The following is a 22,980-nucleotide window of genomic DNA, read 5'->3' on the forward strand; positions in this document are numbered from 1 at the left end:
GGGTGACTGTGCGCCACCCTCGCCAATGAATACCTAAACGGTTTCAACCGCCCACACCAACGAAAAACTACGTGGTAGCAGCAACATCATTGAAAGGCCGCAGTGGCCCTCCCGCCAGCTGCAAATCAATAATCGTCCTTATCAAACCGCCGCGCTTCACGCTGCAGCTGATACACAAAACTCTCCACCTTGCGCTGGGCAGGCCCACTGAGGTTATGAAAGCGAACCCCAGCGAACGTGGTATTGATCCGCTCTTCATAATGCAGATGGCGCAACTCGACCATGGTATCTACCAACCCAAGCGGTGCGCCGGCCTTGAAGCGTTCATACACCTGACCCAACTGCAGGCGATCCTCGACATTCCCATCAAAGCGCAGCTTGCACCCGGTAGCCGAAACATCCAGCAATTTGCCACGCAAGGCACCGTTGCCCTTGAGGTGCGTGCCATCGAGCATGATGTCCACCAGCTGCGACAGCTTCAGCGCGGCACGAAATGCGTTGCGGCGCTGGTGATAGGTCATCTCCAGCGGCAGCCCGCCACGGTAGCAGCGATGACCGTCCACTTCGCTGATGCGCAGGCCGTGGGTGCATTCCCAGGCAATGCGCACACCGTCGTGGAAGCCTTCCACCCGGAAATGCTCGCCGTTTTCGATGAATTTCTCACCGTCACGGGGGATCAGCTCGTCAAGCGCCAGCACATTGTTTTCCCGGTCCACGTCCACCACGTAACTCTGGAAACGATGGCCTCGGTCATGGAAGGTGATGATCAGGGGGTCGTGGCTGTCCTGGAGCTGCCGTAAATTGGCCGCAATTTCCAAGGGTGTGCTCAGCACCTTGGGCGGTTGCGGGGCATCGGATTCATTGAACACGGCTTGACGTTCTCCAGGCAAAAGCGACACAGGCAATTAACAGCATTTTGCCAGTATGTGCGGTGCCTTGATAGGGAAATCACACTTGGCTGAGGGCGCGCGGCTTGGTCAGGGGCGAGGTGCTGCCACGGCTGTTGTAGAGCGACGGCGAGTCGCCGCCCATGAGGATGCGGACCTGATTATTGGTGACCTGTTGCTGGACCTGAATGATACGGCCATTGGTCGAGTTGACCTGCTGACAGGCGTCCATCAGCTGCGCCAGCGTATCGAGTCGCTCCAGCATCACGTCACCGTGGGGCGATTGCGCCGCCACCGCCTGTACGCCGGCGCGGTCTGCGCTCAGGCCCAGGTCGCTCAGCAACTGGCCACGGCGCTGGCCATGCTGTTCGAGCAGAATGATCAGCGACTGTTTGCGCGCCAGGATCTGCTCGAGCAACTGCATGTCGCGACCGTGCAGCGCGACAGCCTCGTTCTGCAGCAGCTCGAGCAGCTCCTGCATCGGGGCGATGTCTTGTTCGATCAATTGCAGCAGGGTGGTGTCGTGCATGGCTAACTCCCGGTTTTCAAGCGTCCATTGAAGTCAGCGCACCCGACGGTCAACGCTGTGCTTCGAAATCGAGCAGCTTGCTGGCGACACGGCCGGCATCGACCTTGTAGCTGCCATCGGCAATGGCCTGTTTGAGCTGGGCTACCTTGGCGCTGTTGACGACGGGTTCATCGCGCAGCTTGTCGCTGATCTTTTGCAACTGCTGGGCCTCTGGGCTCAGGTGCACGGCTTCTCCGCTTGCACCCGTACCCTTTACTGTTTCCTGGCTGGCAGCCGGCTTTTCAGTGCTGCCAGGGGCATTGCTGCCGCGTACACCGCCGGTGACGGCCGGGGAATTATTCAAACGACTGAAGTCGATGACCATGATCAGAAAACCTCTGGGTTTATGGACGCTTGCCTTGTTTTCGGCCAACTCACGATAAACTTTAGGCACAAATGCGTGGCTGTCTTGAGCGACAGCCTGTTACCCGTTTTCTGACACAGTCTAAAAAAAGCGGTTCCCCGGCGCCAGCGGCTTCCGCCCGCTGGCCTACATGCTCACCTCGACCTGGCCCGGGCCGGTCACCATGGCCTTGACCACGCGTTTGGAATTGAGGTTGCGCACCCGAATCTGCTCGCTGATGCCGCCTTTGCTCAGCGCCTCGCCAGGCATGCGCACGCTCAACGTGCCACTGCGGGCAACGATCACCACATGATCGCCCTTGCGCACCACCTCCGCCTGCTCCAGGTGTTGAGGCGTCAGCACCTGATCCATCACCGTCGGGCGCAGCATCTTCATCCCGACCGCCTGGCCCAGATCGGTCAGAAACCCTTGGCCCAGCGTGCCGACGTCCCGTTCGCGCAGGGCCACATCGCCTTCGCTCACCACGTTGTCCCGTCGCAGCGGGCGGGTGACCACGACCACCTCGCGGAACAGGCGAACGGTGGCGGGCACGAACACGGTCCAGGGCGCCGCGCCGTCGCAACGTACACGCACCGTCACCCGCCCCAGCGGCACGCTCGGGCTTTCCAGCGAAGCGTCGAGCGCCTGGCTGCACAAGGGCATGCGCAACCTTGGGTCCAACGGGTTCACCTGGATCTCGTAGCGGCCGGCCGTTTGGGTCGTGGCGAGATAATCTTCGACGGTGAACTCAAGAAACCCTTGGGTGACACCGATAAGCTGTTCAGGCATGGTGAACGCGTCCGCCCAGGTGCGAACCGGTACCAGCAGGCACAATGCGGCCAGCAAGCCAGCCAGCAGGCGCGTCAATCGTCGGGAAACTGTCGTTTTCATGTACATGGCGCTCAAAAAAGCAAAGCCCGTGCCGACTTCTTGAGTAAGTGGCAACGAATGGCTGACAGGTAAGGAGTTCGGCATGGCGGGGGTTATGGATTCGGTCAACCAGCGCACACAGCTGGTAGGGCAGAATCGCCTGGAACTGCTGCTGTTCCGCCTCAACGGCGAACAGCTTTATGGCATCAACGTTTTCAAGGTCAGAGAAGTGCTGCAATGCCCTGCGCTGACCATACTGCCCAAGGCGCACCCGGTGGTGCGCGGCGTCGCCAACATCCGCGGGGCGACGATTCCGATTCTTGACCTGTCGATGGCCACCGGCCTGCGCCCGTTGCAGGAGGACACGCGCAGCAGTTTCGTGATCATTACCGAGTACAACACCAAGACCCAGGGCTTTCTGGTGCACTCGGTCGAGCGCATCGTCAACATGAACTGGGAGGAAATCCACCCGCCACCCAAGGGGACCGGCCGCGATCATTACCTGACGGCAGTCACGCGGGTGGACAACCGCATGGTCGAGATCATCGACGTGGAGAAGGTGCTGGCCGAGGTCGCGCCGTCTTCGGAGGCGGTGTCGGCGGGGGTGGTGGACGCCGAGGTGCAGGACAAGGCCGTGATGCTGCGGGTGTTGACCGTCGACGATTCGTCAGTGGCACGCAAGCAGGTCAGCCGTTGCTTGCAGACGGTTGGCGTCGAGGTGGTTGCCCTCAATGACGGTCGCCAGGCCTTGAACTACCTGCGCCAATTGGTGGACGAAGGCAAGAAGCCCGAAGAAGAGTTTCTGATGATGATTTCCGACATCGAAATGCCGGAAATGGACGGCTATACCCTGACAGCGGAAATTCGCAGCGACCCGCGCATGCAAAAGCTGCACATCTGCCTGCATACTTCCCTGTCCGGGGTGTTCAACCAGGCGATGGTCAAGAAAGTGGGCGCCGATGATTTCCTGGCCAAGTTCCGGCCGGATGATCTGGCCCAGCGCGTGGTTGACCGGATCAAGGCAGCACATTGAAAGGCGCCGGGGTTCGCCCCGGCCACAGTGATTGAAAAGAGGCGGCAGCAGTGTCTACGGGTAATTTGGATTTCGAACAGTTCCGGGTGTTTCTGGAAAAAGCCTGTGGCATCTTGCTGGGCGAGAATAAGCAGTACCTGGTGTCCAGCCGCCTCAACAAGTTGATGGAGCAGCAGGGCATCAAGAGCCTGGGCGAGCTGGTGCAGCGCATCCAGGCCCAGCCGCGTGGCGGCCTGCGAGAGCAGGTGGTCGATGCCATGACCACCAACGAAACCCTGTGGTTTCGCGATACCTACCCGTTCGAGGTGCTCAAGAACAAGGTCATCCCCGAGTTCATCCGCAACAACCCCGGCCAGCGCCTGCGCATGTGGTCGGCGGCGTGCTCTTCGGGCCAGGAGCCGTACTCCATCTCCATGGCCATCGACGAGTTCGAACGCAGCAACCTGGGCCAGCTGAAAATGGGCGCGCAGATCGTCGCGACCGACCTGTCGGGCACCATGCTCAACAACTGCAAGACTGGCGAGTACGACAGCCTGGCGATCGCCCGCGGCTTGTCGGCCGAGCGCCTGCAGCGCTACTTCGACCCCAAGGGGCCGGGGCGCTGGGCGATCAAGCCAGCGATTCGCAACCGGGTAGAGTTCCGCTCGTTCAACTTGCTCGACAGCTATGCAAGCCTGGGCAAGTTCGACATCGTGTTCTGCCGCAACGTGTTGATCTACTTCTCGGCCCAGGTCAAGAAAGACATCCTGCTGCGCATTCACAGCACCCTCAAGCCAGGCGGGTACCTGTTCCTGGGCGCATCCGAGGCCCTCAACGGCCTGCCGGACCATTACCAGATGGTGCAGTGCAGCCCGGGCATCATCTATCAGGCCAAATAGGCCCATGCCGTATGTGCCGCTGACCAGGCGATGCCTTGTCAGCGGCTTTCAATGAGTCGGCCCTGTCGCTGACGTCAATTTTTTGTTTTGCCGCTCATGGGCTCATATTTTTGCCGCTTGTGGCCATTGGGCCGCGTGCGGTTTGCCGCTTTTCTGGCATAGCGCCCCTTTGAACAGGGCTGCAAGGCCTTGAATACGGGCTTTGCCGATGTTGGCACAAGCCTTGCTAAAACCTTCGGCAACGACACTCTGGTCAACCGCTGAAGGTTTCCCCGACATGAGCATCAGCTTCGACAAGGCGCTTGGTATCCATGAAAAGGCCCTGGGCTTTCGCGCGCAACGCGCCGAAGTGCTGGCCAACAACATTGCCAATGCCGACACCCCCAACTACAAGGCCCGTGACCTGGACTTCGCCTCGGTGCTGGCCGCTGAAAGCGACAAGCAGCACAACGGCGGCCGCTTCGGCCTGGAGCGCACCAACAGCCGGCACATCGAGGCCGACGGCGTGGCGCTGAGCGACGAAGCCCTCAAGTACCGCACGCCGATGCAGCCTTCGATCGACCAGAACACCGTGGACGCGCAGATCGAGCAGTCGAATTACACCGAAAACGCGATTGGCTTCCAGGCCAGCTTCACGTTGCTCAACAGTAAATTCAAAGGGCTGGTGTCAGCCCTGCGGGGAGAATGACCATGTCCCTTTCCAGCGTCTTCAACATTGCCGGTTCCGGCATGAGCGCGCAGAACACGCGCCTGAACACCGTCGCCTCCAACATTGCCAACGCCGAGACGGTCTCGTCGAGCATCGACCAGACCTACCGCGCTCGCCACCCCGTGTTCGCCACCACGTTCCAGAACACCCAGGCCGGCACCAGCCAGTCGCTGTTCGAGGACCAGGGCGAGGCAGGGCAGGGCGTGCAAGTAACCGGCATCGTCGAGGACCAGAGCAACCTCGAGGCCCGCTACGAGCCTAGCCACCCGGCGGCGAACAAGGACGGCTACGTGTATTACCCCAACGTCAACGTGGTCGAGGAGATGGCTGACATGATCTCGGCCAGCCGCGCGTTCCAGACCAATGCCGAGTTGATGAACACGGCCAAGAGCATGATGCAGAAGGTGCTGACCCTGGGTCAGTGATAGGACGCCGACATGACCACCACCAATGCCACAGGCGAAGTCGGGAGTAGCTACCTGAACTCGCTGCAGCGAAAAGAAAGCAAGAACGACGAAAAGACCGGCGCCGCCGGCAGTGCACTGGGCAAAGATGCCTTCCTGCAGCTGCTGGTCACCCAGATGAAGAATCAGAACCCCCTGGACCCGCAGCAGAACGGCGAGTTCGTGGCGCAGTTGGCCCAGTTCAGCAGCCTGGAAGGTATCCAGACCCTCAACAACTCGGTCGGCTACATCGCCGGTGCGTTCCAGTCGTCCCAGGCCTTGCAGGCGTCGTCGCTGGTCGGGCGCAACGTGATCGTGCAGACCGACAAGGCCATTGTCGACACCAGCAAGGACATGAAGGGCTCGGTGAACCTGACCGGCTCGAGCACCGCCACCTCGGTGGGGGTGTACGACAAGGACGGTAAGCTGGTGCGCACTCTCGACCTGGGCAGCCAGGCAGGCGGCAAGGTGGACTTCACCTGGGATGGCAAGGATGACGCCGGTGAGGCCCTGCCGGCCGGCACCTACAGCTTCAAGGCCACCGCCTCGATCAACGGCACGGCCACGGCCATGACCACCAACCTGCCGGCCACCGTCACCAGCGTGACCATGGGCACCAACGGCGGCGAAATGTCGCTGAACCTGGCAGGGCTGGGCAGCGTTCCACTTTCCACCATTCAAAGCATCGGCATCTAGGGCCTAGCGCACATCTTCAGGAGTTAGCGTATGTCTTACAACATTGGCTTAAGTGGCCTCAATGCAGCCAACAAGGCCCTGAACGTAACCGGCAACAACATTGCCAACGTCGCCACCACCGGCTTCAAGGCCTCGCGTGCCGAGTTCGCCGACCAGTACTCAAGCTCCATTCGCGGCACCAGCGCCGGCCGTACCGCCATTGGTACCGGCGTAAGAACAGCCGCCATTTCCCAGCAGTTCAGCTCCGGCAACATCAACGGCACCGGCCAGGCGCTGGACATGGCCATCGACGGCAACGGCTTCTTCGCGCTCAATGACAACGGCTCGAAGATCTATACCCGGGCCGGGGCGTTCTACAGCGACAAGCAGGGCTTCGTCGTCAACGCAGGCGGCGCCAACCTGCAAGGTTATGGCGTCGACGAGAATGGCCAAGTGGTCCAGGGTGTCTTGACCAACCTTCAGATCGACACGGCCAACCTCACCCCCAAGGCCACGTCCAAGATCGAGCAGACGGTCAACCTCAAGTCCAGCGATGGCGCGCCGACGGTCACCCCGTTCGACCCAGCCGACGTCAAGAGCTACAACTTCACGTTCTCCAGCGACGTCTACGACAGCCAGGGCAATGCGCACCAGTTGAACCAGTACTTCATCAAGGATGACACGTCCAATTCCTGGAAGATGTACAGCACCATCGACGGTCGCAACCCACAGGATCCGACCTCCACGCAGCCGCTGATCAATGACCTGCCATTCAAGTCCGACGGCACGCTCAACGCCGATGCCCTCACGCCTGGGCCGGTGGCCGGTGGCCTGTCGATCAATGCGAACAAGACTTTCAACCTGGACAACTGGATCCCCGCGCAGAAGAACGCTGCCGGCCAGTGGTCAGCCAACGGCGCCAATGCCAACCCCGGCGGCGTCAGCCTCGACATGCTGGGCATGACCCAGTACAACGCCGCCTCGGCCGTGACCGCCAAGGATCAGGACGGGTTCGCTACGGGTGAGCTGTCCAGCCTGTCGGTAGACAAGGGCGGCTTCCTGTTCGCCAACTTCACCAATGGCAAGAACAAAGTCATCGGCCAGGTCGCCATCGCTAGCTTCGCCAACATGCAGGGCCTGACGCCGATCGGCGGCACCAACTGGCAGGAGTCCTTTTCGTCGGGTGTCCCGGTGATCGGCGCGCCGGACACCGGCACCCTGGGCCAGATTGCAGGTTCCTCGCTGGAAGATTCCAACGTCGACCTGACCGGCGAGCTGGTGAACTTGATCAAGGCGCAGAGCAACTACCAGGCCAACGCCAAGACGATTTCCACCGAAAGCACCATCATGCAAACCATCATCCAGATGAGCTGATGGGGTGCCGAGGCGTGACACTCAGGGTTCAAGAGCAGTGTCGATGAAGCATGCCTGGCTGTTGTCCTTCCTGCTGGTGATAGGGGGCGGCAGTGCCCACTGGGCAGAGGCCGCCCCAAGGCCTTTCTTCCTATGGCAAAGCCTGGTCACCGGGCGATACATCTGCGTCCAAGGCAACCCGGGTTCAGGCTGGACCCGGTTTGCCGGCCCCTACAAAAACGGCGCCTGCCGCGATCACTGATCCAGGCGCTTTTGATCCGATGCCAACAAACTGACACCGACGGTAAAGCCGTCGCGCTGAAGTGCCCGATTCACCGGTGTGCAAAGCTGGTTCGATTATTGCTAGACCCTGCCTGATGACAGCGCGGTACTGGCGCGCGGAGGAGATGCTGTGGACAAATTGCTTTACGTGGCCATGACCGGCGCCAGCCAGAACGCGCTGGCCCAGAAGGCCCACGCCAACAATCTGGCGAACGTTTCCACCAACGGTTTCCAGCGCGACCTGGAGCAGGCCCGCTCGATGCCGGTCTTTGGCGACAGCTTCCCGGCGCGGGCCTTTGCCCTGACCGAGCGTCCAGCCACCGACTTTAGCGAAGGGCCGATGATCGAAACCGGTCGCGACCTGGACGTGGCTGTGAGCGGGCATGGCTTTATCGCCGTGCAGGCCCCTGACGGCAGCGAAGCCTATGTGCGTACCGGCAGCCTGAACATCGACGCCCTTGGCGTGTTGCGCGCCGGCAACGGCATGCCGGTGATCGGCAACGGCGGCCCGATTGCCATTCCACCTGAGCAGAAGGTGGAAGTGGGTGCCGACGGCACCATCAGCATCCGCTCCATGGGCGAAGACCCGCGGGTGATGGCCGAAGTCGACCGCATCAAGCTGGTCAACCCGGACACCAAGGGGTTGAACAAAGGTGCAGACGGCCTGATTCACACCGCCAGCGGCCAGCCGGCCGATGCCGACGTCAATGTTCGCGTGGTCTCGGGCTTTCTTGAAGGCAGCAACGTCAACGCGGTGGAAGAGATGACCTCGGTGCTGGCGTTGTCCCGCCAGTTCGAGCTGCACGTGAAAATGATGAGCGCGGCCAAGGAAGGCGATGAAGCCATGGCGCGGGTTTTGCAAATCGGCTAATGACATTTGAACGGGTGCCGTAAAACAGGCGCGCGAGGAGAACTTACATGCTTCCAGCTCTATGGGTCGCCAAAACCGGCCTGTCCGCCCAGGACACCAACCTGACGGTGATTTCCAACAACCTGGCCAACGTGTCGACCACCGGCTTCAAACGTGATCGCGCCGAGTTCCAGGACCTGCTGTACCAGATCCGTCGCCAGCCAGGTGCCCAGTCCACCCAGGACAGCCAGCTGCCCTCCGGCTTGCAGGTAGGTACTGGCGTGCGCATTGTCGGCACCCAGAAAAGCTTCGTGGCTGGCAGCCTGCAGACCACCGAGAACCCGCTGGACATGGCGGTCAATGGTCGCGGTTTCTTCCAGATCCTGCAGCCAGATGGCACGGTTTCGTACACCCGTGACGGCACCTTCCACCTCAACTCCGATGGCCAGATCGTCACCGCCAACGGCTATGCCCTGGAGCCTGCCATCGTCGTGCCCAACGACGCGCAGACCTTCACCGTCGGCCAGGACGGTACCGTATCGATCACCACCGCCGGCAACCAGGCCGCCCAGGTGATCGGCAACATCCAGACCGCCGACTTCATCAACCCGGCGGGCCTGCAGGCCATTGGTGGCAACCTGTTCCTGGAAACGGCCGCCAGCGGCGCCCCCCAGGTCGGCACCCCGGGCCTGAACGGCTTCGGTACCACCTTGCAGCAAACCCTGGAGAACTCCAACGTCAGCACCGTGGAAGAGCTGGTGAACATGATCACCACCCAGCGCGCCTACGAGATGAACTCCAAGGTCATTTCTGCCGCCAACTCGATGCTGCAGACCGTTACCCAGCAGCTGTGATCCCAGCAACTTCCGTAGCACCCGTGAGGTATGCATCATGAATCGTCTGTTGTCCGTTTTCGCCCTGGGCGGTGCGGTGTTGCTTGCAGGCTGCGTCGCCCCCGCGGCCAAGCCCAACGACCCGTACTATGCGCCGGTGCTCCCGCGCACCCCTTTGCCGGCAGCGGCCAACAACGGTTCGATCTACCAGGCCGGTTTCGAGCAGAACCTGTATGGCGACCGCAAGGCATTCCGCGTGGGTGACATCATCACCATCACCCTGAACGAGCGCACCTCGGCCAGCAAGAACGCAGGTTCCCAGATCCAGAAGAACAGCAAGGCCAGCCTTGGCCTGTCGTCGCTGTTCGGGGCCAGGCCGAACACCAACAACCCGTTCGGCGGCGGCGACCTGTCGCTCGATGCCGGCTACAGCGGTGATCGCACCACCAAGGGCGACAGCAAGGCCACCCAGGGCAACACCTTGACCGGCTCGGTGACCGTTACCGTGGCCGAAGTGCTGCCCAATGGCATCATCGCCGTGCGCGGTGAGAAGTGGCTGACCCTGAACACCGGTGAAGAGCTGGTGCGCATCGCCGGGCTCATCCGCGCCGACGACATCGCCACCGACAACACCGTACCGTCCACGCGGGTGGCCGATGCGCGCATCACCTATTCCGGCACCGGCTCGTTTGCCGATGCCAGCCAGCCCGGGTGGCTGGACCGCTTCTTCATGAGCCCGCTTTGGCCCTTCTGAGTACCCTGACCATGCTCAACCTGAGGCAACTGCTCACCGCCACCTTGCTGCTGACCTGCGCCTGCGCCGCGCAAGCCGAGCGCCTGAAGGACATCGCCAGCATCTCGGGCGTACGTTCCAACCAGTTGATCGGCTACGGCCTGGTGGTCGGCCTGAACGGTACCGGCGACCAGACCACGCAAACGCCTTTCACCGTGCAGACGTTCAACAACATGCTGTCGCAGTTCGGCATCAAGGTGCCGCCTGGATCGGGCAACGTGCAGTTGAAGAACGTTGCCGCAGTATCAGTGCATGCCGACTTGCCGGCCTTCGCCAAGCCAGGGCAGGTGGTGGACATCACTGTGTCGTCGATCGGTAACTCCAAGAGCCTGCGTGGGGGCAGCTTGTTGATGACCCCGCTCAAGGGGATCGACGGCAATGTCTACGCCATCGCCCAGGGCAACCTGGTGGTGGGCGGCTTCGATGCCGAAGGGCGCGACGGCTCGCGGATCACCGTCAACGTGCCGTCTGCCGGCCGTATCCCGGGCGGCGCCAGCGTCGAGCGGGCAGTACCAAGCGGTTTCAACCAGGGCAACACCCTGACCCTGAACCTCAACCGCCCCGACTTCACCACCGCCAAGCACATCGTCGACAAGGTCAACGACCTGCTCGGCCCTGGCGTGGCCCAGGCCGTGGATGGCGGTTCGGTGCGCGTGAGCGCGCCGATGGACCCCAGCCAGCGGGTGGACTACCTGTCGATCCTGGAAAACCTGGAAATCGACCCGGGCCAGGCAGTGGCCAAGGTGATCATCAACTCGCGTACCGGCACTATCGTCATCGGCCAGAACGTCAAGGTATCGCCGGCGGCGGTGACCCACGGCAGCCTGACCGTGACCATCACCGAAGACCCCATCGTCAGCCAGCCGGGCCCGCTCTCCAATGGCCAGACCGCCGTGGTACCCCGCTCGCGGGTCAACGCCGAGCAGGAAGCCAAGCCGATGTTCAAGTTCGGCCCGGGTACCACGCTGGATGAAATCGTCCGGGCGGTGAACCAGGTGGGCGCCGCGCCCGGTGACCTGATGGCCATTCTCGAAGCCCTGAAACAGGCCGGCGCCTTGCAGGCCGACCTGATCGTGATCTGAGGACGGCGTCGATGAACAGCAAGAGCCTGGTTTCCGGCAGTGTCGACAGCGGTGCCTTCACCGACCTCAACCGCCTCAACGCCCTCAAGCACGGTGATCGCGACAGCGAAGCCAACGTGCGCAAGGTGGCCCAGGAGTTCGAGTCGATGTTCATCAGCGAGATGCTCAAGGCCTCGCGCAAGGCCAGCGATGTCCTGGCCGACGACAACCCGATGAACACCGAGACGGTCAAGCAGTACCGGGACATGTACGACCAGCAGTTGTCGGTGAGCATGTCCCGCGAGGGTGGCGGTATCGGCCTGCAGGATGTGCTGGTACGCCAGCTGACCAAAAGCCGCAGCGCCGCCGCCAATACCAGCCCGTTCCCGCGTGGCCAGGCCGGCCCGGTGTTGTGGGGTAGCAAGGTCGCAGACCCGGTCCACGCCACCCAAGCGGCCAGCACCCGCAACGACGTCGCCGCGCTCAATGCGCGGCGCCTGGCGTTGCCCAGCCGCCTGACCGACCGCCTGCTGGCCGGCATCGTGCCTACTGCGGCCACGGCGCCCGTCGGCGCGGCCCCCGCAGCCCCCGTGCGCGACGGCCAGCAGCCGGCCAAGGCCTTTGCCGTGCCCGAGAACGGGCTGCGCATTACCGGCCGTGCCATTGCCCAGCCGCCGCTGGCACCGAAAAAGGCCTTCACCGACAGCGATTCGTTCATCGCCACCATGCTGCCAATGGCCGAGCAGGCCGCCAAGCGCATCGGTATCGACCCGCGCTACCTGGTCGCCCAGGCTGCGCTGGAAACCGGTTGGGGCAAGTCGGTCATGCGCAACAGCGATGGCAGCAGCAGCCACAACCTGTTCGGCATCAAGGCCACCGGCAACTGGCAGGGCGAGCAGGCCAGGGCCATCACCAGCGAATTCCGCGACGGCCAGTTCGTCAAGGAAACCGCCCAGTTCCGCAGCTACGACTCCTACCAGGACAGCTTCCACGACCTGGTGAGCCTGTTGCAGAACAATTCGCGCTATCAAGAAGCGGTCAAGTCGGCCGATAACCCTGAGCAGTTTGCACGCGAGTTGCAAAAGGCCGGTTACGCGACCGACCCGGGCTATGCGAAGAAAATCATCAGCATCGCCCAGCAAATGCAGAAGACAACGCAATACGCCATGGCTGGCAGCACCACAAACCTTTGAAAGGACTAAATCATGTCGAGCCTGATTTCGATCGGCCTGAGTGGCTTGAGTGCCAGCCAGGCGCACCTGTCGGTCACCAGTAACAACATCGCCAACGCCGCCACCAGCGGCTATTCGCGCCAGCAGGCCATGCAAGTGGCCGGCGCCTCGCAGTACATGGGCGCAGGTTTTCTGGGCAGTGGGACCACGCTGGCAGACGTGCGCCGTATCTACAGTGCCTACCTCGACAATCAGTTGCAGACGGCGACGTCCCTGCAAGCCGATTCCACGGCATTCCGGGACCAGGTGACCGGTGTCGACAAGCTGCTGGCTGACCGGGATACCGGCATCAGCTCGGTACTGACTGCGTTTTTCTCGGCCATGCAAACCGCAGCGGCCAAGCCCGGCGATGTGGCCTCGCGGCAACTGTTGCTGACCCAGGCGCAGACCTTGAGCAACCGTTTCAATGCTGTCAGCAACCAATTGACCCAGCAGAACGACGTCATCAACTCCCAGCTCGATACCTTGGCGGGGCAGGTCAACAAGCTCACCAGCAGTATCGCCGAATACAACAAGCAGATCGTGGCCGCCAGCGGCACCGGCAGCACGCCCAACAACCTGCTCGATGCCCGCAGCGAAGCCGTGCGCCAGCTGAACGAACTGGTGGGCGTGACTGTTCAGGAGCGTGAAGGCAACTACGATGTGATCCTGGGCAGCGGTCAGTCGCTGGTGACCGGGAGCAGGTCCAACCCGTTGTCGGTTCAGCCGGGGGTGGCCGACAAAAGCCAGGCGACCTTGCGCATCAATTACGAGTCGTTCAGCTCGGACGTGACCTCGGTGGCCACCGGCGGCACCATCGGTGGCCTGTTGCGCTACCGCCAGGATGTGCTGACGCCTTCGATGAACGAGTTGGGCCGCGTGGCGCTGGTCGTCGCCGACAGCATCAACAGCCAGCTGGGTCAGGGCCTGGACGCCAACGGGCAGTTCGGCAGCTCGCTGTTCTCCAGCATCAACAGCGCCAGTGCCATCGCCCAGCGCAGCCTGGCCTCGTCGAACAACAGCGCAGGCTCGGGCAACCTCGATGTCACCATTGCCAACAGCGGCGCCCTGAGCACCTACGACTACGAAGTGAAGTTCACCAGCGGTAATCAGTACAGTGTGCGCCGCTCCGACGGCACCGACATGGGCTCGTTCGACCTCAACGCCGACCCTGCGCCGGTCATCGATGGCTTTAGCCTGTCCCTCAAGGGCGGTGCACTGGCCGCCGGCGACAGCTTCAAGGTGATTCCTACCCGCTCGGCCGCCACCGGTATTACCACGGTACTCACCGATGCCAACAAGCTGGCGTTCGCCGGCCCTGTGAGCGCTGCCGCTGGCAGCGGCAACAGCGGCACCGGCACTATCACCCAACCTAACCTTGGACAAGCCCTGGATATCTATGGCGGTGCCGACACGGCCCTGACGCAGCAGGCGATCAAGGATGCAATGCCGGTGCGCGTGGTGTTCGACGCAGCCAGCGGTGGGTCCCAGGGCTACAAGCTGTTCGATGCCAAGGGCGCGCAGATCGGCACCGGGACCGTGGTGCCAGGGCAGGACAATAAGCTCTCGCTGTCGATACCGATGCGTGATGCATCGGGGAACCCGATTCTCGACCCCAGCGGCAATCCGCGCACCTTTGCGCTGGAAACCACCATCGGCGGCAGCCCGGCGACCAACGACAGCTTTACCTTGTCGTTCAATGTCGATGGCAAGGCGGATAACCGCAATGCCAATGCCCTGTTGAGCCTGCAGACCAAATCGACCGTGGGGACCAATTCCGGTGGCGGCACCAGTTTCACTTCCGCCTATGCCGCCTTGGTAGAGCGGGTGGGCGCCAAGGCCAGTCAAGCGTCTATCGATACCACTGCAACGGCCGCGGTGCTCAAGTCGGCAAGTGAAAGTCGCAGTGCCGTGTCTGGGGTGAACCTGGACGACGAAGCCGCCAACCTGGTCAAGTTTCAGCATTACTACACCGCGTCGTCGCAGATCATCAAGGCGGCGCAAGAAACGTTCTCGACCTTGATCAACGCGCTATAAGGAGGCTGATCGTGCGAATTTCAACTGCCCAGTTTTACGAAACCAGCTCCAACACCTACTCCAAGAATTATTCGGATTTGGCCAAGATCACGGCCCAGGTGACCTCCAAGTCCCGCATTCAGACCGCAGGCGACGACCCGGTGGGCGCTGCGCGCTTGCTGTTGTTGCAACAGCAAAGCGCGTTGCTCGATCAGTACAGTGGCAACATGACCACCGTCAAGAACACCCTGCTGCAGCAAGAGAGCGTGCTGTCTACCATCAACGATGCGCTGCAGCGGGCAAGCGAGCTGTCGATTCAGGCGGGTAACGGTGGTCTGAGCGACGCTGACCGCACCTCCATCGCCAGCGAAATCAAGGAAATCGAGGCCAACGTGTTCGGCCTGCTCAATTCCCGTGACGCCAACGGGGACTACATGTTTGGAGGGTCCAAGAATTCGACCCCGCCCTATGTTCGCAATGCCGACGGCTCTTACAGCTATCAGGGCGATCAGACCCAGATGAGCCTGCAGGTATCCGATACCTTGCATTTGGCCATCAACGACAGTGGCTTCAGCGTTTTCGACCAGGCCACCAACAACAGCCGCACGCAGTCGACCTTGCAGGCACCGACGCCCAACGATGGCAAGGTGCTGCTTTCGGGTGGGTTGCTGACATCGGCCAACACCTACAGCGACAAGTTCGCTGCGGGCCAGCCTTATACGGTTACCTTCACCAGCGCCACTGAATACAGCATCAAGGACGCCGCCGGTAACGACATCACCAACGAAACTGCCGGCAAGGGCAAGTTCGATGTCAATACCGAAGGCGGCAAGATGATCTCGCTGCGGGGTGTGGATTTCGAGGTCAACCTGAACCTTGCCGAGGGTGACGATCCTGATGCCGTGGTGGCAGGGCATGTCTTCACCCTCGAAGCCAAGCCAGACACCCTGACCGCTACTCGCAGTGCAGGTAACCCCTCGACCTCCCAGGTCGTGGGCTCAAGCGTTACCGACCCCGATGCCTATCGCAGTACCTTCCCAAGCAACGGCGCAGTGCTCAGGTTCACCAGCGACACCGAGTATCAGCTCTTTGCGCAGCCGTACGATGCCCAGAGCAAACCGATTGCCTCGGGCACCGTGGGGGCGGGTAATGCCGTGACGGTAGCGGGTGTGACCTATCAGTTCGACGGGGCGCCGGCCCAGGGCGATCAGTTCTCCATCAATGCCAACACCCACCGCACGCAGAACCCGCTCGACACCCTGGGGCAATTGCGAAGCGTGTTGGAGAAACCCCTTGATACGCCTGAAGCGCAGGCTGCTCTGAAGGCCGCAACGGACTCGGCGATTTCCAACCTGGCCAGTGCGCGTGATCGCATCGACATTACCCGAGGCTCGATCGGTGCCCGGGCCAATTCGCTTGAGATACAGGCTCAGGAAAACGAAAGCCTAGGTCTTGCCAACAAGAGCACGCAAAGCGCAATTGGCGACACCGACATGGCGACCGCCACGATCCAACTGACCCTGCAACAGGCGATGCTCGAAGCCTCTCAGCTGGCATTTGCGCGAATATCGCAGTTGAGCTTGTTCGATAAGCTCTAAGTGAACCTGGGGGCGCGGAGCCAGGCTTCGCGCTCTGCTTCGTTGCAACCGACCATGGCTGTGATTGTGTGGCCTTGCTGGGTTGGCGCGCTCAAATGATGGCGCTGGCAGCGACGGGCGCCTCTAAAGCGAGCTTGTTTGAAACCTGCGGCTTTGTCCCTCAATGACGGGACATCCCATGCACGGCGCGTGATGAATTCATCGTGCCACGCCCTCGATACCTGCCTTTCGTTGCATTTCAATGTGACCAATGAGTCAAAACGGTCATCTTCCCTGTATTCTATGCAGCAGCTGTTGCAGCATTTTGTTACCGGTGCGCAGGCAGGCTCTGCTTTATCCCCTCCCCAGGCGGTGACGCTCCGGTTTTTGGCGCCCTCAATCGATCGAGTGGTGGTCTTTGGCTGTTTTCATTGGGAAGCCAGAATGATTGGCATCAAGAGTATCGCGAGTTACGTGCCCACCGCTGGCCTGGACAACTACGTCCAGGGTGCGAAGTTCGGCAAGGACGAAGAGTTCATGTTCGGCAAGATCGGTGCGTCCTTCCTGCCACGCAAGGCCCCGGAGCAGGAAACCTCCGACCTGTGCGTGGAGGCCGCCCGGGCACTGTTCGCCAACAACCCCGACCTCGATCCGCAGTCGATCGACGCGTTGATCGTGGTGACCCAGAATGGCGATGAAGAAGGCCTGCCGCACACGGCCGCCATCGTCCAGAGCAAGCTTGGGCTGTCTACCCGCGTGGCAGCGTTCGACATCTCCCTGGGCTGCTCGGGGTATGTGTACGGGCTGTATGCGATCAAGGGCTTCATGGAGGCGGCGGGCCTGAAGAACGGGCTGCTGATCACCGCCGACCCGTATTCGAAGATCGTCGACCCGGAAGACCGCAATACCACCATGCTGTTCGGCGACGCGGCCACGGCCACCTGGATGGCCGATGGCGCGGTCTGGAAACTGGGCGAGGCGCGTTTTGGCACCGACGGATCGGGTGCCGAGCACCTGAAGGTGTCCGATGGCACGTTCTTCATGAATGGCCGGCAGGTGTTCAACTTTGCCCTGGTCAAGGTGCCGGCTCATTTGCACGAGCTGCTCGATGCCAGTGGCCTGCAGTCGTCGGACATCGATGCGTTCTGCATCCACCAGGGCAGTGCGGCGATCGTCGATGCGGTGGCTCGCCGGTTCGAGGAGCATCACCCGGAGAAATTCGTGAAAGACATGCTCGAGACGGGCAATACCGTGTCGTCCAGCGTGCCGTTGCTGCTGCAAAAGCACATGCTCGACGGCAGCTGGAAGCGGGTGGCTGTGAGCGGGTTCGGGGTGGGGCTGTCCTGGGCTTCGGCGATTCTTTATCGGGATTGATGTGTTCGCGGTGGGGCAGGGGCATTCTGCCTTTGTTCGGGCTGGTCCCTGTGCTTAATGGGTTGAGCCCAACTTCCAGGGCCGCTTAAAGGCCCATCGCGGAAGGTGCCAAGATCAGCTGCTAAGCGCAAACCCTGGGGCCGCTGCGCAGCCCATCGCGGCGCGAGGCCGCTCCCACCCCAACCGCGTGACGCCTGAATTCGCGGGTTCGCAGGACTTTGTGGGAGCGGCCTCGCGCCGCGATGGGCCGCGCAGCGGCCCCGACATTTCCTGACGCGAAGCTGCATACCCTGAACCCTCGCCACCTCCTCTTCAGCCCCCAGTTCGCCAGGCCATCCCTCGACTCGCTCCAGACGCCGTCATCCCCCTCATACCTCCCCAACCCGCTTTTTGACGCCAAAATTCCGCGCTTAACCCCTTGATTTTCCAGGGCTGGCCGCATGCCAGCATTTTTTTTTGCAAAAACCCCTCAAGCAACCGGGCCATCCGACGATAACCATTACGAAGGTTCTCTAGGCCATACCCGGCTGTCGCCAGGGCCGGAAGCCGCAGTATCCATACCACGAGGAATTCGTCATGGCTTTGACCGTCAACACCAACATCACCTCCTTGGGCGTTCAGAAGAACCTGAACCGCGCTTCCGAAGCGCTGGGTACTTCGATGTCCCGCCTGTCCTCTGGCCTGAAAATCAACAGCGCCAAAGACGACGCCGCTGGCCTGCAGATCGCCAACCGTCTGACCAGCCAGATCAAAGGTCTGAGCGTGGCAATGAAGAACGCCAACGACGGTATCTCGATCGCCCAGACCGCTGAAGGCGCCATGCAGGAATCGACCAGCATTCTGCAGCGTATGCGCGAACTGTCCCTGCAGTCTGCCAACGGCTCGAACAGCGATGACGACCGTTCTTCCCTGCAGCAAGAATTCACTGCACTGTCGGGCGAGCTGACCCGGATTGCAAAAACCACCACCTTTGGTGGTCGTAATATATTGGACGGTTCTTTCCAGAATGTTAGTTTCCAAATTGGGGCTAGTGCAAACGAAACTATTTCTTTTGGAATGAGCGACATCAGCTCCACTGGCCTGAAGGGTACTTATAGTGAGGCAGTTGTCAGCGGAGAGAAAACTGAGCTGAGTGCAAAAACGGTCGGCAAATCAGTGCCAGATTTCGCCAGTGTCACAGCAGCCAATGATTTCGGTACGATTGATGCGGCTGGAGAAGAGTTGGATGTCAATGGCACAAAAGTTCAGCTCGCCGGGGGCGCCACTCTCGATGAGGCAATCTCAGAAATCAATAAGCATACTGATGCTACTGGGGTTACAGCATCGAAAGACGGGAACAAGTTAGTGTTCAGTTCGTCTAGCGATTTCAAGATCGGCCAGCTGGATAATGCTGGTGTAGATGCGGCATTGGCCGGTACTGCCACAAAACAATTGGCTAGCAACGCACAAATCAGTGTCAATGGATTGTCGATTGATTTGGAAGCTGGTGATTCGGTTGATGACATTGTTGGAAAAATCAATGGTGCTACCGATGCAAACGTTGCCATCACTGGGGTCACTGCCAAAAATGTTAACGGTCGCCTTGAGCTTTCTTCGGCTGATGGCAAAGCAATCAACCTTCAAAACGGAACTGATGCTGATAACGGTCCAGGCGCGCTTGCAAAAATTGGGCTGAGTGCCGGGGTTACTGAAGCTAAATTACAGAAAGATACTTCGGTAACCTTCAATGGTGTTGAGGTAAAGCTCAAAGCTAACTCTACTATGGATGATGTCGTTTCGAGTATCAATAGCGCGAGTACTGGCGTTACTGCTAGTAAAAACAACGACGGCACCCTGAAGTTGTTCTCAGAAAAGAATATTGTGGTGAGTGATGGTAGCTCGGGGACTGGTCTTAATGCGCTTGGTTTGACCGCGACTACAACCACTGCTACAACTATGGAAACAACGGTTTCCAATCTGAGCATTGGCACTGCTGCGGACTCGCAGATTTCCATCCAGGCCCTGGACGCTGCCATCGCCCAGATCGACAGCCAGCGCGCTCAGCTCGGTGCCGTGCAAAACCGCTTCGACAGCACCGTTGCCAACCTGAACAGCATCTCGGAAAACTCCACCGCTGCCCGCAGCCGTGTCCAGGACGCCGACTTCGCTGCCGAAACCGCCGAACTGACCAAGCAGCAGACCCTGCAGCAGGCATCCACCGCGATCCTGTCCCAGGCCAACCAGCTGCCGTCCTCGGTACTGAAACTGCTGGGCTAATTGCCAAAGCAGGCTAAGTTTGACGAAGGGTACGTTCACGTACCCTTTCGTCTTTTCGTCACTTGAGGGTGTAAGTCGTGGATATAAGCATGAAGCTGGGCCTGTCCCATCCCGCCGCCATCACGCCGGACGCGCCACCCAGCGCGCGGCCAACCAGCGAGCCGGTCAAGGCCGAGCCCGCCGACAAGGTTTCCAAGCCCGTAGCCCGGCCTGACCTGGAAAGCGCCGTCAGTGCCATCCAGGATTTCGTCAAGGCTTCGGAGCGACAACTGGATTTTTCGATCGACGACTCCACCGGCCAGGTGGTGGTCAAGGTCATCGCCCGCCAAAGCGGTGAAGTCATCCGCCAGCTGCCTTCTGAAGCTGCGCTAAAGCTTGCGGAAAACCTAAAAGATGCCAACAGCCTGTTGTTCAGCACCCAGGTTTGAGTTGGCACGGCATTTGTTTACCAGCGCACGGATGCTTTTTCGTCGGAATACCGGCGGTTACGATAAAGGAGATGTGATATGGCAAGCTCGACCATCAATGGGCTTGGCTCTGGCCTGGACATCAGCGGCATTGTGAAGGCCCTGGCGAGTGCAGAGAAGGCGCCCAAGCAGACCCAGATCAACAACCAGACCACCACCGCCACCACCTCGCTTTCGGCCATCGGCTCCGTCAAGAGCGCGCTCGAGACGTTCCGTGCCGCAGTCGCCAAGCTCAACACCGCTTCGAGTTTCTCTGGCCTGGCTTCTTCGTCCTCGGACGAGGCCATCGCCAAGATCAAGCTGGGCGACGGCGCTTCCTCGGGCAACTACGCGCTCGAAGTCACCCAGCTGGCGACCGCGTCGAAAATTTCCACCCAGATTTATGAAAAGACCTCGACGATCGTCAACGACTCGGGTGAAACCCAGACCCTGACCATCAATCAGGGCAATGCGACCCACAGCGTGAACATTGCCGCGGGCGCCACACTCCAGCAGGCACGTGACACGATCAATGACCAGCTGCAGTCCAAGGGCATCACGGCCAACATCGTCACCGATGCCAGTGGGTCGCGGCTCATCTTCTCGTCGACCAAGATGGGCGAGGGCACCGAGTTGACGCTGGGGGGCGACGCCAGCATGGCGCAGGGTGTGTCTACCATTGCCAAGCCGCAGAACGCCAAGTACACCCTCGATGGGCTGGCGCTGGAGTCTGCGTCCAACACCGTGACCGGCGCGATCAGTGGTGTGGATATCACCTTGGTCAAGGAAGGCAAGTCCAACTTGGCCGTCACCAGCAACAGCGATACGCTCAAGACGTCGGTCAAGTCTTTCGTCACGGCGTACAACGCGCTGATGACCACCATCAACACCCAGACCAAGGTCACCACCGGGGCCGATGGCGCCGCCACAGGTTCGGCTGCATTGACCGGTGATGCCACCATGCGCTCGTTGGTCAATTCCGTGCGCAATGAAATCAGCCACAGCGTGGGTGCAACGGGCCTGCGAACGTTGTCGCAGCTCGGCATCAACACGGTACAGAAAACCGGCCTGCTGGAGTTCAACGACACCAAGTGGGACACGGCGGTCAAAACCTATGGTGCCGACATCAACAACCTGTTCACCGGCAAGGATGGGCTGTTGACGCGCATGACCAACGTCACCGAGGAGTACACCAAAGCCGGTGGCATCCTCGCCTCGCGCCAGACCAGCCTTACCAATCAGCTCAAGGAGCTCGAGGAGTCGCAGCAGGCGTTGGATCGGCGCATCGATTCACTGACCGACACCCTGACGAAGAAGTATAACGCGATGGATACCATGGTTGCGCAGCTCAAGGCGACCAGCGACAGCGTCATGACCACGCTCAACGCGTTGAATAAAGCCAAGAGCGACAGCTGACAGCGCTAAAGAAACCCTGCGGGGCGCCGATAAACAGGTTATACGGCCCCCGTCCAGCCTTGTTCACTGAGGATCCACCATGCACCCGATGAGAGCCCTTCGCCAGTACCAGAAGGTCAATTCCCACGCCCAGATCTCCGAAGCCACGCCCCATCGCCTGGTGCAGTTGCTCATGGAGGGCGCGCTGGATCGCATGGCTCAAGCCAAGGGTGCCATCTCTCGCGGTGACGTGGCACAAAAAGGTGTCATGTTGGGCAAGGCTGTCGACATCATCGGCGGCCTGCGCGAGGGGCTGGACAAAGACAAGGCCGTCGACCCGGATGAACTTGATCGCCTGGATAGTTTGTATGAGTACATGGCACGTCGGCTGACCCAGGCCAACATACACAGTGATCCCGAAGTGATCGATGAAGTCGCACGACTCATGATCACCGTCAAGAGCGGCTGGGATGCTATCGCGACTGCCGAGTAACAACCTCTCTGCAAGGAGTCCCCTATGAGCGCATTGCATCAGATTGCCAATACCTGCCAAGCCTTGAACGAAGCGCTGGAAGCTCGCGACTGGGTAACCATTGGTCAATTGGACTTGGGTTGCCGGGCGCTCGTCGACGAAGCGCTGGTAGCCGACCAGGAAGATGCGACCGCGCTCAAGGCCAACCTAGAGGCCCTCATGGCTGTTTATCGTCAGCTAATCGACGTTGCAAGTGATGAGCGTCAATCTCTGGTCGCGGAAATGTCGAATATCAACCAAGCCAAACAGGCGACAAAGGTATACCATCTGTTCAGCTGAGATTGCGTGAGGCCGTATGCAGCCCGCAGTTCTTCGGCGCCATATATTTGACTGCTCGGAAGTTTTTGACTTAACTAGTGCCTGTTCTCGTATTCCAGACGTCGAAACACTGACCATTCAGTCGGAATGATGTCGAGCACGCCCCCGGGCGCCGATATGACTAGGGAAGTTGCTATTGCATGTGGCGTGAAACCAAGATTCTCCTAATCGATGACGACAGCACCAGCCGCCGCGATCTGGCGGTCGACCTTTACTGTCTGGTCGAAGAAAACCTGTCCTGCACCTGCTATGACAGGCACCGGTTGTGTGAGGCCCT

Annotated in this window: 24 protein-coding genes; 20 read left to right on the top strand and 4 right to left on the bottom strand. The window is 60.6% G+C overall.

Features of this window, described 5'->3' with window-relative positions:
• Positions 1 to 125: 125 nt before the first annotated feature.
• The 4 genes from ACK59L_RS18365 to flgA all read right to left on the bottom strand — a co-directional run bounded on the left by ACK59L_RS18365 (position 126) and on the right by flgA (position 2,695).
• Positions 126 to 869, bottom strand: a complete 744-nt coding sequence (locus ACK59L_RS18365; RefSeq protein ID WP_409275236.1) for a flagellar brake protein — start codon at positions 867 to 869, stop codon at positions 126 to 128.
• A gap of 79 nt (positions 870 to 948) precedes the next feature.
• A complete protein-coding gene (locus tag ACK59L_RS18370) occupies positions 949 to 1,416 on the bottom strand; it encodes a flagella synthesis protein FlgN (RefSeq protein ID WP_058606142.1) in 468 nt (155 codons plus the stop codon).
• 49 nt (positions 1,417 to 1,465) lie between these two features.
• Complete coding sequence (gene flgM / locus ACK59L_RS18375) at positions 1,466 to 1,780, bottom strand: flagellar biosynthesis anti-sigma factor FlgM (RefSeq protein ID WP_058639147.1); 315 nt, start codon at positions 1,778 to 1,780, stop codon at positions 1,466 to 1,468.
• A 165-nt stretch (positions 1,781 to 1,945) separates the two neighbouring features.
• Positions 1,946 to 2,695: a flagellar basal body P-ring formation chaperone FlgA gene (gene flgA, locus ACK59L_RS18380; protein WP_100852007.1), complete on the bottom strand. Its 750-nt coding sequence runs from the start codon at positions 2,693 to 2,695 to the stop codon at positions 1,946 to 1,948.
• A 76-nt stretch (positions 2,696 to 2,771) separates the two neighbouring features.
• Between flgA and ACK59L_RS18385 the strand changes: the two genes are divergently transcribed.
• The 20 genes from ACK59L_RS18385 (at position 2,772) to ACK59L_RS18480 (ending at position 22,664) form a co-directional block, all read left to right on the top strand.
• Complete coding sequence (locus ACK59L_RS18385; RefSeq protein WP_058606139.1) at positions 2,772 to 3,701, top strand: chemotaxis protein CheV; 930 nt, start codon at positions 2,772 to 2,774, stop codon at positions 3,699 to 3,701.
• Between the two features lie 50 nt (positions 3,702 to 3,751).
• The gene (gene cheR / locus ACK59L_RS18390) at positions 3,752 to 4,579 is read left to right on the top strand and encodes a protein-glutamate O-methyltransferase CheR (RefSeq protein ID WP_023533991.1); all 828 of its coding nucleotides are present in this window, start codon (positions 3,752 to 3,754) and stop codon (positions 4,577 to 4,579) included.
• A gap of 277 nt (positions 4,580 to 4,856) precedes the next feature.
• Positions 4,857 to 5,267 (top strand): flagellar basal body rod protein FlgB, encoded by a 411-nt coding sequence (gene flgB, locus ACK59L_RS18395; RefSeq protein WP_058606138.1) that lies wholly within the window; start codon positions 4,857 to 4,859, stop codon positions 5,265 to 5,267.
• A gap of 2 nt (positions 5,268 to 5,269) precedes the next feature.
• Complete coding sequence (flgC, locus tag ACK59L_RS18400) at positions 5,270 to 5,713, top strand: flagellar basal body rod protein FlgC (protein WP_023533977.1); 444 nt, start codon at positions 5,270 to 5,272, stop codon at positions 5,711 to 5,713.
• A gap of 12 nt (positions 5,714 to 5,725) precedes the next feature.
• Positions 5,726 to 6,427 carry a flagellar hook assembly protein FlgD gene (flgD, locus tag ACK59L_RS18405; protein ID WP_196135365.1) on the top strand — a complete coding sequence of 234 codons (702 nt, stop codon included), beginning with the start codon at positions 5,726 to 5,728 and terminating at the stop codon, positions 6,425 to 6,427.
• Between the two features lie 30 nt (positions 6,428 to 6,457).
• Positions 6,458 to 7,780, top strand: a complete 1,323-nt coding sequence (gene flgE / locus ACK59L_RS18410) for a flagellar hook protein FlgE (RefSeq protein WP_409275241.1) — start codon at positions 6,458 to 6,460, stop codon at positions 7,778 to 7,780.
• Positions 7,781 to 7,823: 43 nt separating this feature from the next.
• Positions 7,824 to 8,021, top strand: a complete 198-nt coding sequence (locus ACK59L_RS18415) for a hypothetical protein (protein WP_409275243.1) — start codon at positions 7,824 to 7,826, stop codon at positions 8,019 to 8,021.
• A 150-nt stretch (positions 8,022 to 8,171) separates the two neighbouring features.
• The gene (locus ACK59L_RS18420; protein WP_023533964.1) at positions 8,172 to 8,912 is read left to right on the top strand and encodes a flagellar basal body rod protein FlgF; all 741 of its coding nucleotides are present in this window, start codon (positions 8,172 to 8,174) and stop codon (positions 8,910 to 8,912) included.
• A 47-nt stretch (positions 8,913 to 8,959) separates the two neighbouring features.
• Positions 8,960 to 9,745: a flagellar basal-body rod protein FlgG gene (flgG, locus tag ACK59L_RS18425; protein ID WP_409275245.1), complete on the top strand. Its 786-nt coding sequence runs from the start codon at positions 8,960 to 8,962 to the stop codon at positions 9,743 to 9,745.
• 37 nt (positions 9,746 to 9,782) lie between these two features.
• Entirely contained in the window at positions 9,783 to 10,478 is a 696-nt protein-coding gene (gene flgH / locus ACK59L_RS18430) for a flagellar basal body L-ring protein FlgH (RefSeq protein WP_058606133.1), read from the top strand.
• Between the two features lie 11 nt (positions 10,479 to 10,489).
• Positions 10,490 to 11,599 carry a flagellar basal body P-ring protein FlgI gene (locus ACK59L_RS18435; protein ID WP_058606144.1) on the top strand — a complete coding sequence of 370 codons (1,110 nt, stop codon included), beginning with the start codon at positions 10,490 to 10,492 and terminating at the stop codon, positions 11,597 to 11,599.
• A gap of 11 nt (positions 11,600 to 11,610) precedes the next feature.
• Positions 11,611 to 12,771, top strand: a complete 1,161-nt coding sequence (gene flgJ / locus ACK59L_RS18440; protein ID WP_409275247.1) for a flagellar assembly peptidoglycan hydrolase FlgJ — start codon at positions 11,611 to 11,613, stop codon at positions 12,769 to 12,771.
• Between the two features lie 12 nt (positions 12,772 to 12,783).
• Entirely contained in the window at positions 12,784 to 14,826 is a 2,043-nt protein-coding gene (gene flgK, locus ACK59L_RS18445) for a flagellar hook-associated protein FlgK (protein ID WP_409275249.1), read from the top strand.
• A gap of 11 nt (positions 14,827 to 14,837) precedes the next feature.
• Entirely contained in the window at positions 14,838 to 16,403 is a 1,566-nt protein-coding gene (locus ACK59L_RS18450) for a flagellar hook-associated protein 3 (protein WP_144964640.1), read from the top strand.
• A gap of 423 nt (positions 16,404 to 16,826) precedes the next feature.
• Complete coding sequence (locus tag ACK59L_RS18455) at positions 16,827 to 17,756, top strand: ketoacyl-ACP synthase III (RefSeq protein ID WP_058606129.1); 930 nt, start codon at positions 16,827 to 16,829, stop codon at positions 17,754 to 17,756.
• A 576-nt stretch (positions 17,757 to 18,332) separates the two neighbouring features.
• Positions 18,333 to 20,012 (top strand): flagellin, encoded by a 1,680-nt coding sequence (locus tag ACK59L_RS18460; RefSeq protein ID WP_409275252.1) that lies wholly within the window; start codon positions 18,333 to 18,335, stop codon positions 20,010 to 20,012.
• A 77-nt stretch (positions 20,013 to 20,089) separates the two neighbouring features.
• Positions 20,090 to 20,440: a flagellar protein FlaG gene (locus tag ACK59L_RS18465; protein ID WP_058606127.1), complete on the top strand. Its 351-nt coding sequence runs from the start codon at positions 20,090 to 20,092 to the stop codon at positions 20,438 to 20,440.
• Positions 20,441 to 20,518: 78 nt separating this feature from the next.
• Entirely contained in the window at positions 20,519 to 21,874 is a 1,356-nt protein-coding gene (gene fliD / locus ACK59L_RS18470; RefSeq protein WP_409275254.1) for a flagellar filament capping protein FliD, read from the top strand.
• A 79-nt stretch (positions 21,875 to 21,953) separates the two neighbouring features.
• Entirely contained in the window at positions 21,954 to 22,346 is a 393-nt protein-coding gene (gene fliS / locus ACK59L_RS18475; protein ID WP_144964635.1) for a flagellar export chaperone FliS, read from the top strand.
• 24 nt (positions 22,347 to 22,370) lie between these two features.
• Complete coding sequence (locus ACK59L_RS18480; protein ID WP_145255428.1) at positions 22,371 to 22,664, top strand: flagellar protein FliT; 294 nt, start codon at positions 22,371 to 22,373, stop codon at positions 22,662 to 22,664.
• Positions 22,665 to 22,980: the final 316 nt, after the last annotated feature.

Origin of the sequence: Pseudomonas sp. KCJK9111 (genome assembly GCF_046231935.1) — a bacterium.
GTDB lineage: Bacteria > Pseudomonadota > Gammaproteobacteria > Pseudomonadales > Pseudomonadaceae > Aquipseudomonas > Aquipseudomonas parafulva_B.

What these genes read in the sequence shown, in the direction of transcription:
- fliS (WP_144964635.1), top strand. Translation starts at nt 21,954, where the DNA reads ATGCACCCGATGAGAGCCCTTCGCCAGTACCAGAAGGTCAATTCCCAC.
- ACK59L_RS18385 (WP_058606139.1), top strand. Translation starts at nt 2,772, where the DNA reads ATGGCGGGGGTTATGGATTCGGTCAACCAGCGCACACAGCTGGTAGGG.
- ACK59L_RS18435 (WP_058606144.1), top strand. Translation starts at nt 10,490, where the DNA reads ATGCTCAACCTGAGGCAACTGCTCACCGCCACCTTGCTGCTGACCTGC.
- ACK59L_RS18415 (WP_409275243.1), top strand. Translation starts at nt 7,824, where the DNA reads ATGAAGCATGCCTGGCTGTTGTCCTTCCTGCTGGTGATAGGGGGCGGC.
- ACK59L_RS18455 (WP_058606129.1), top strand. Translation starts at nt 16,827, where the DNA reads ATGATTGGCATCAAGAGTATCGCGAGTTACGTGCCCACCGCTGGCCTG.
- ACK59L_RS18480 (WP_145255428.1), top strand. Translation starts at nt 22,371, where the DNA reads ATGAGCGCATTGCATCAGATTGCCAATACCTGCCAAGCCTTGAACGAA.
- ACK59L_RS18460 (WP_409275252.1), top strand. Translation starts at nt 18,333, where the DNA reads ATGGCTTTGACCGTCAACACCAACATCACCTCCTTGGGCGTTCAGAAG.
- flgA (WP_100852007.1), bottom strand. Translation starts at nt 2,695, where the DNA reads ATGTACATGAAAACGACAGTTTCCCGACGATTGACGCGCCTGCTGGCT.
- flgG (WP_409275245.1), top strand. Translation starts at nt 8,960, where the DNA reads ATGCTTCCAGCTCTATGGGTCGCCAAAACCGGCCTGTCCGCCCAGGAC.
- flgD (WP_196135365.1), top strand. Translation starts at nt 5,726, where the DNA reads ATGACCACCACCAATGCCACAGGCGAAGTCGGGAGTAGCTACCTGAAC.
- flgB (WP_058606138.1), top strand. Translation starts at nt 4,857, where the DNA reads ATGAGCATCAGCTTCGACAAGGCGCTTGGTATCCATGAAAAGGCCCTG.
- ACK59L_RS18370 (WP_058606142.1), bottom strand. Translation starts at nt 1,416, where the DNA reads ATGCACGACACCACCCTGCTGCAATTGATCGAACAAGACATCGCCCCG.
- flgH (WP_058606133.1), top strand. Translation starts at nt 9,783, where the DNA reads ATGAATCGTCTGTTGTCCGTTTTCGCCCTGGGCGGTGCGGTGTTGCTT.
- fliD (WP_409275254.1), top strand. Translation starts at nt 20,519, where the DNA reads ATGGCAAGCTCGACCATCAATGGGCTTGGCTCTGGCCTGGACATCAGC.
- flgJ (WP_409275247.1), top strand. Translation starts at nt 11,611, where the DNA reads ATGAACAGCAAGAGCCTGGTTTCCGGCAGTGTCGACAGCGGTGCCTTC.
- flgK (WP_409275249.1), top strand. Translation starts at nt 12,784, where the DNA reads ATGTCGAGCCTGATTTCGATCGGCCTGAGTGGCTTGAGTGCCAGCCAG.
- flgM (WP_058639147.1), bottom strand. Translation starts at nt 1,780, where the DNA reads ATGGTCATCGACTTCAGTCGTTTGAATAATTCCCCGGCCGTCACCGGC.
- flgC (WP_023533977.1), top strand. Translation starts at nt 5,270, where the DNA reads ATGTCCCTTTCCAGCGTCTTCAACATTGCCGGTTCCGGCATGAGCGCG.
- flgE (WP_409275241.1), top strand. Translation starts at nt 6,458, where the DNA reads ATGTCTTACAACATTGGCTTAAGTGGCCTCAATGCAGCCAACAAGGCC.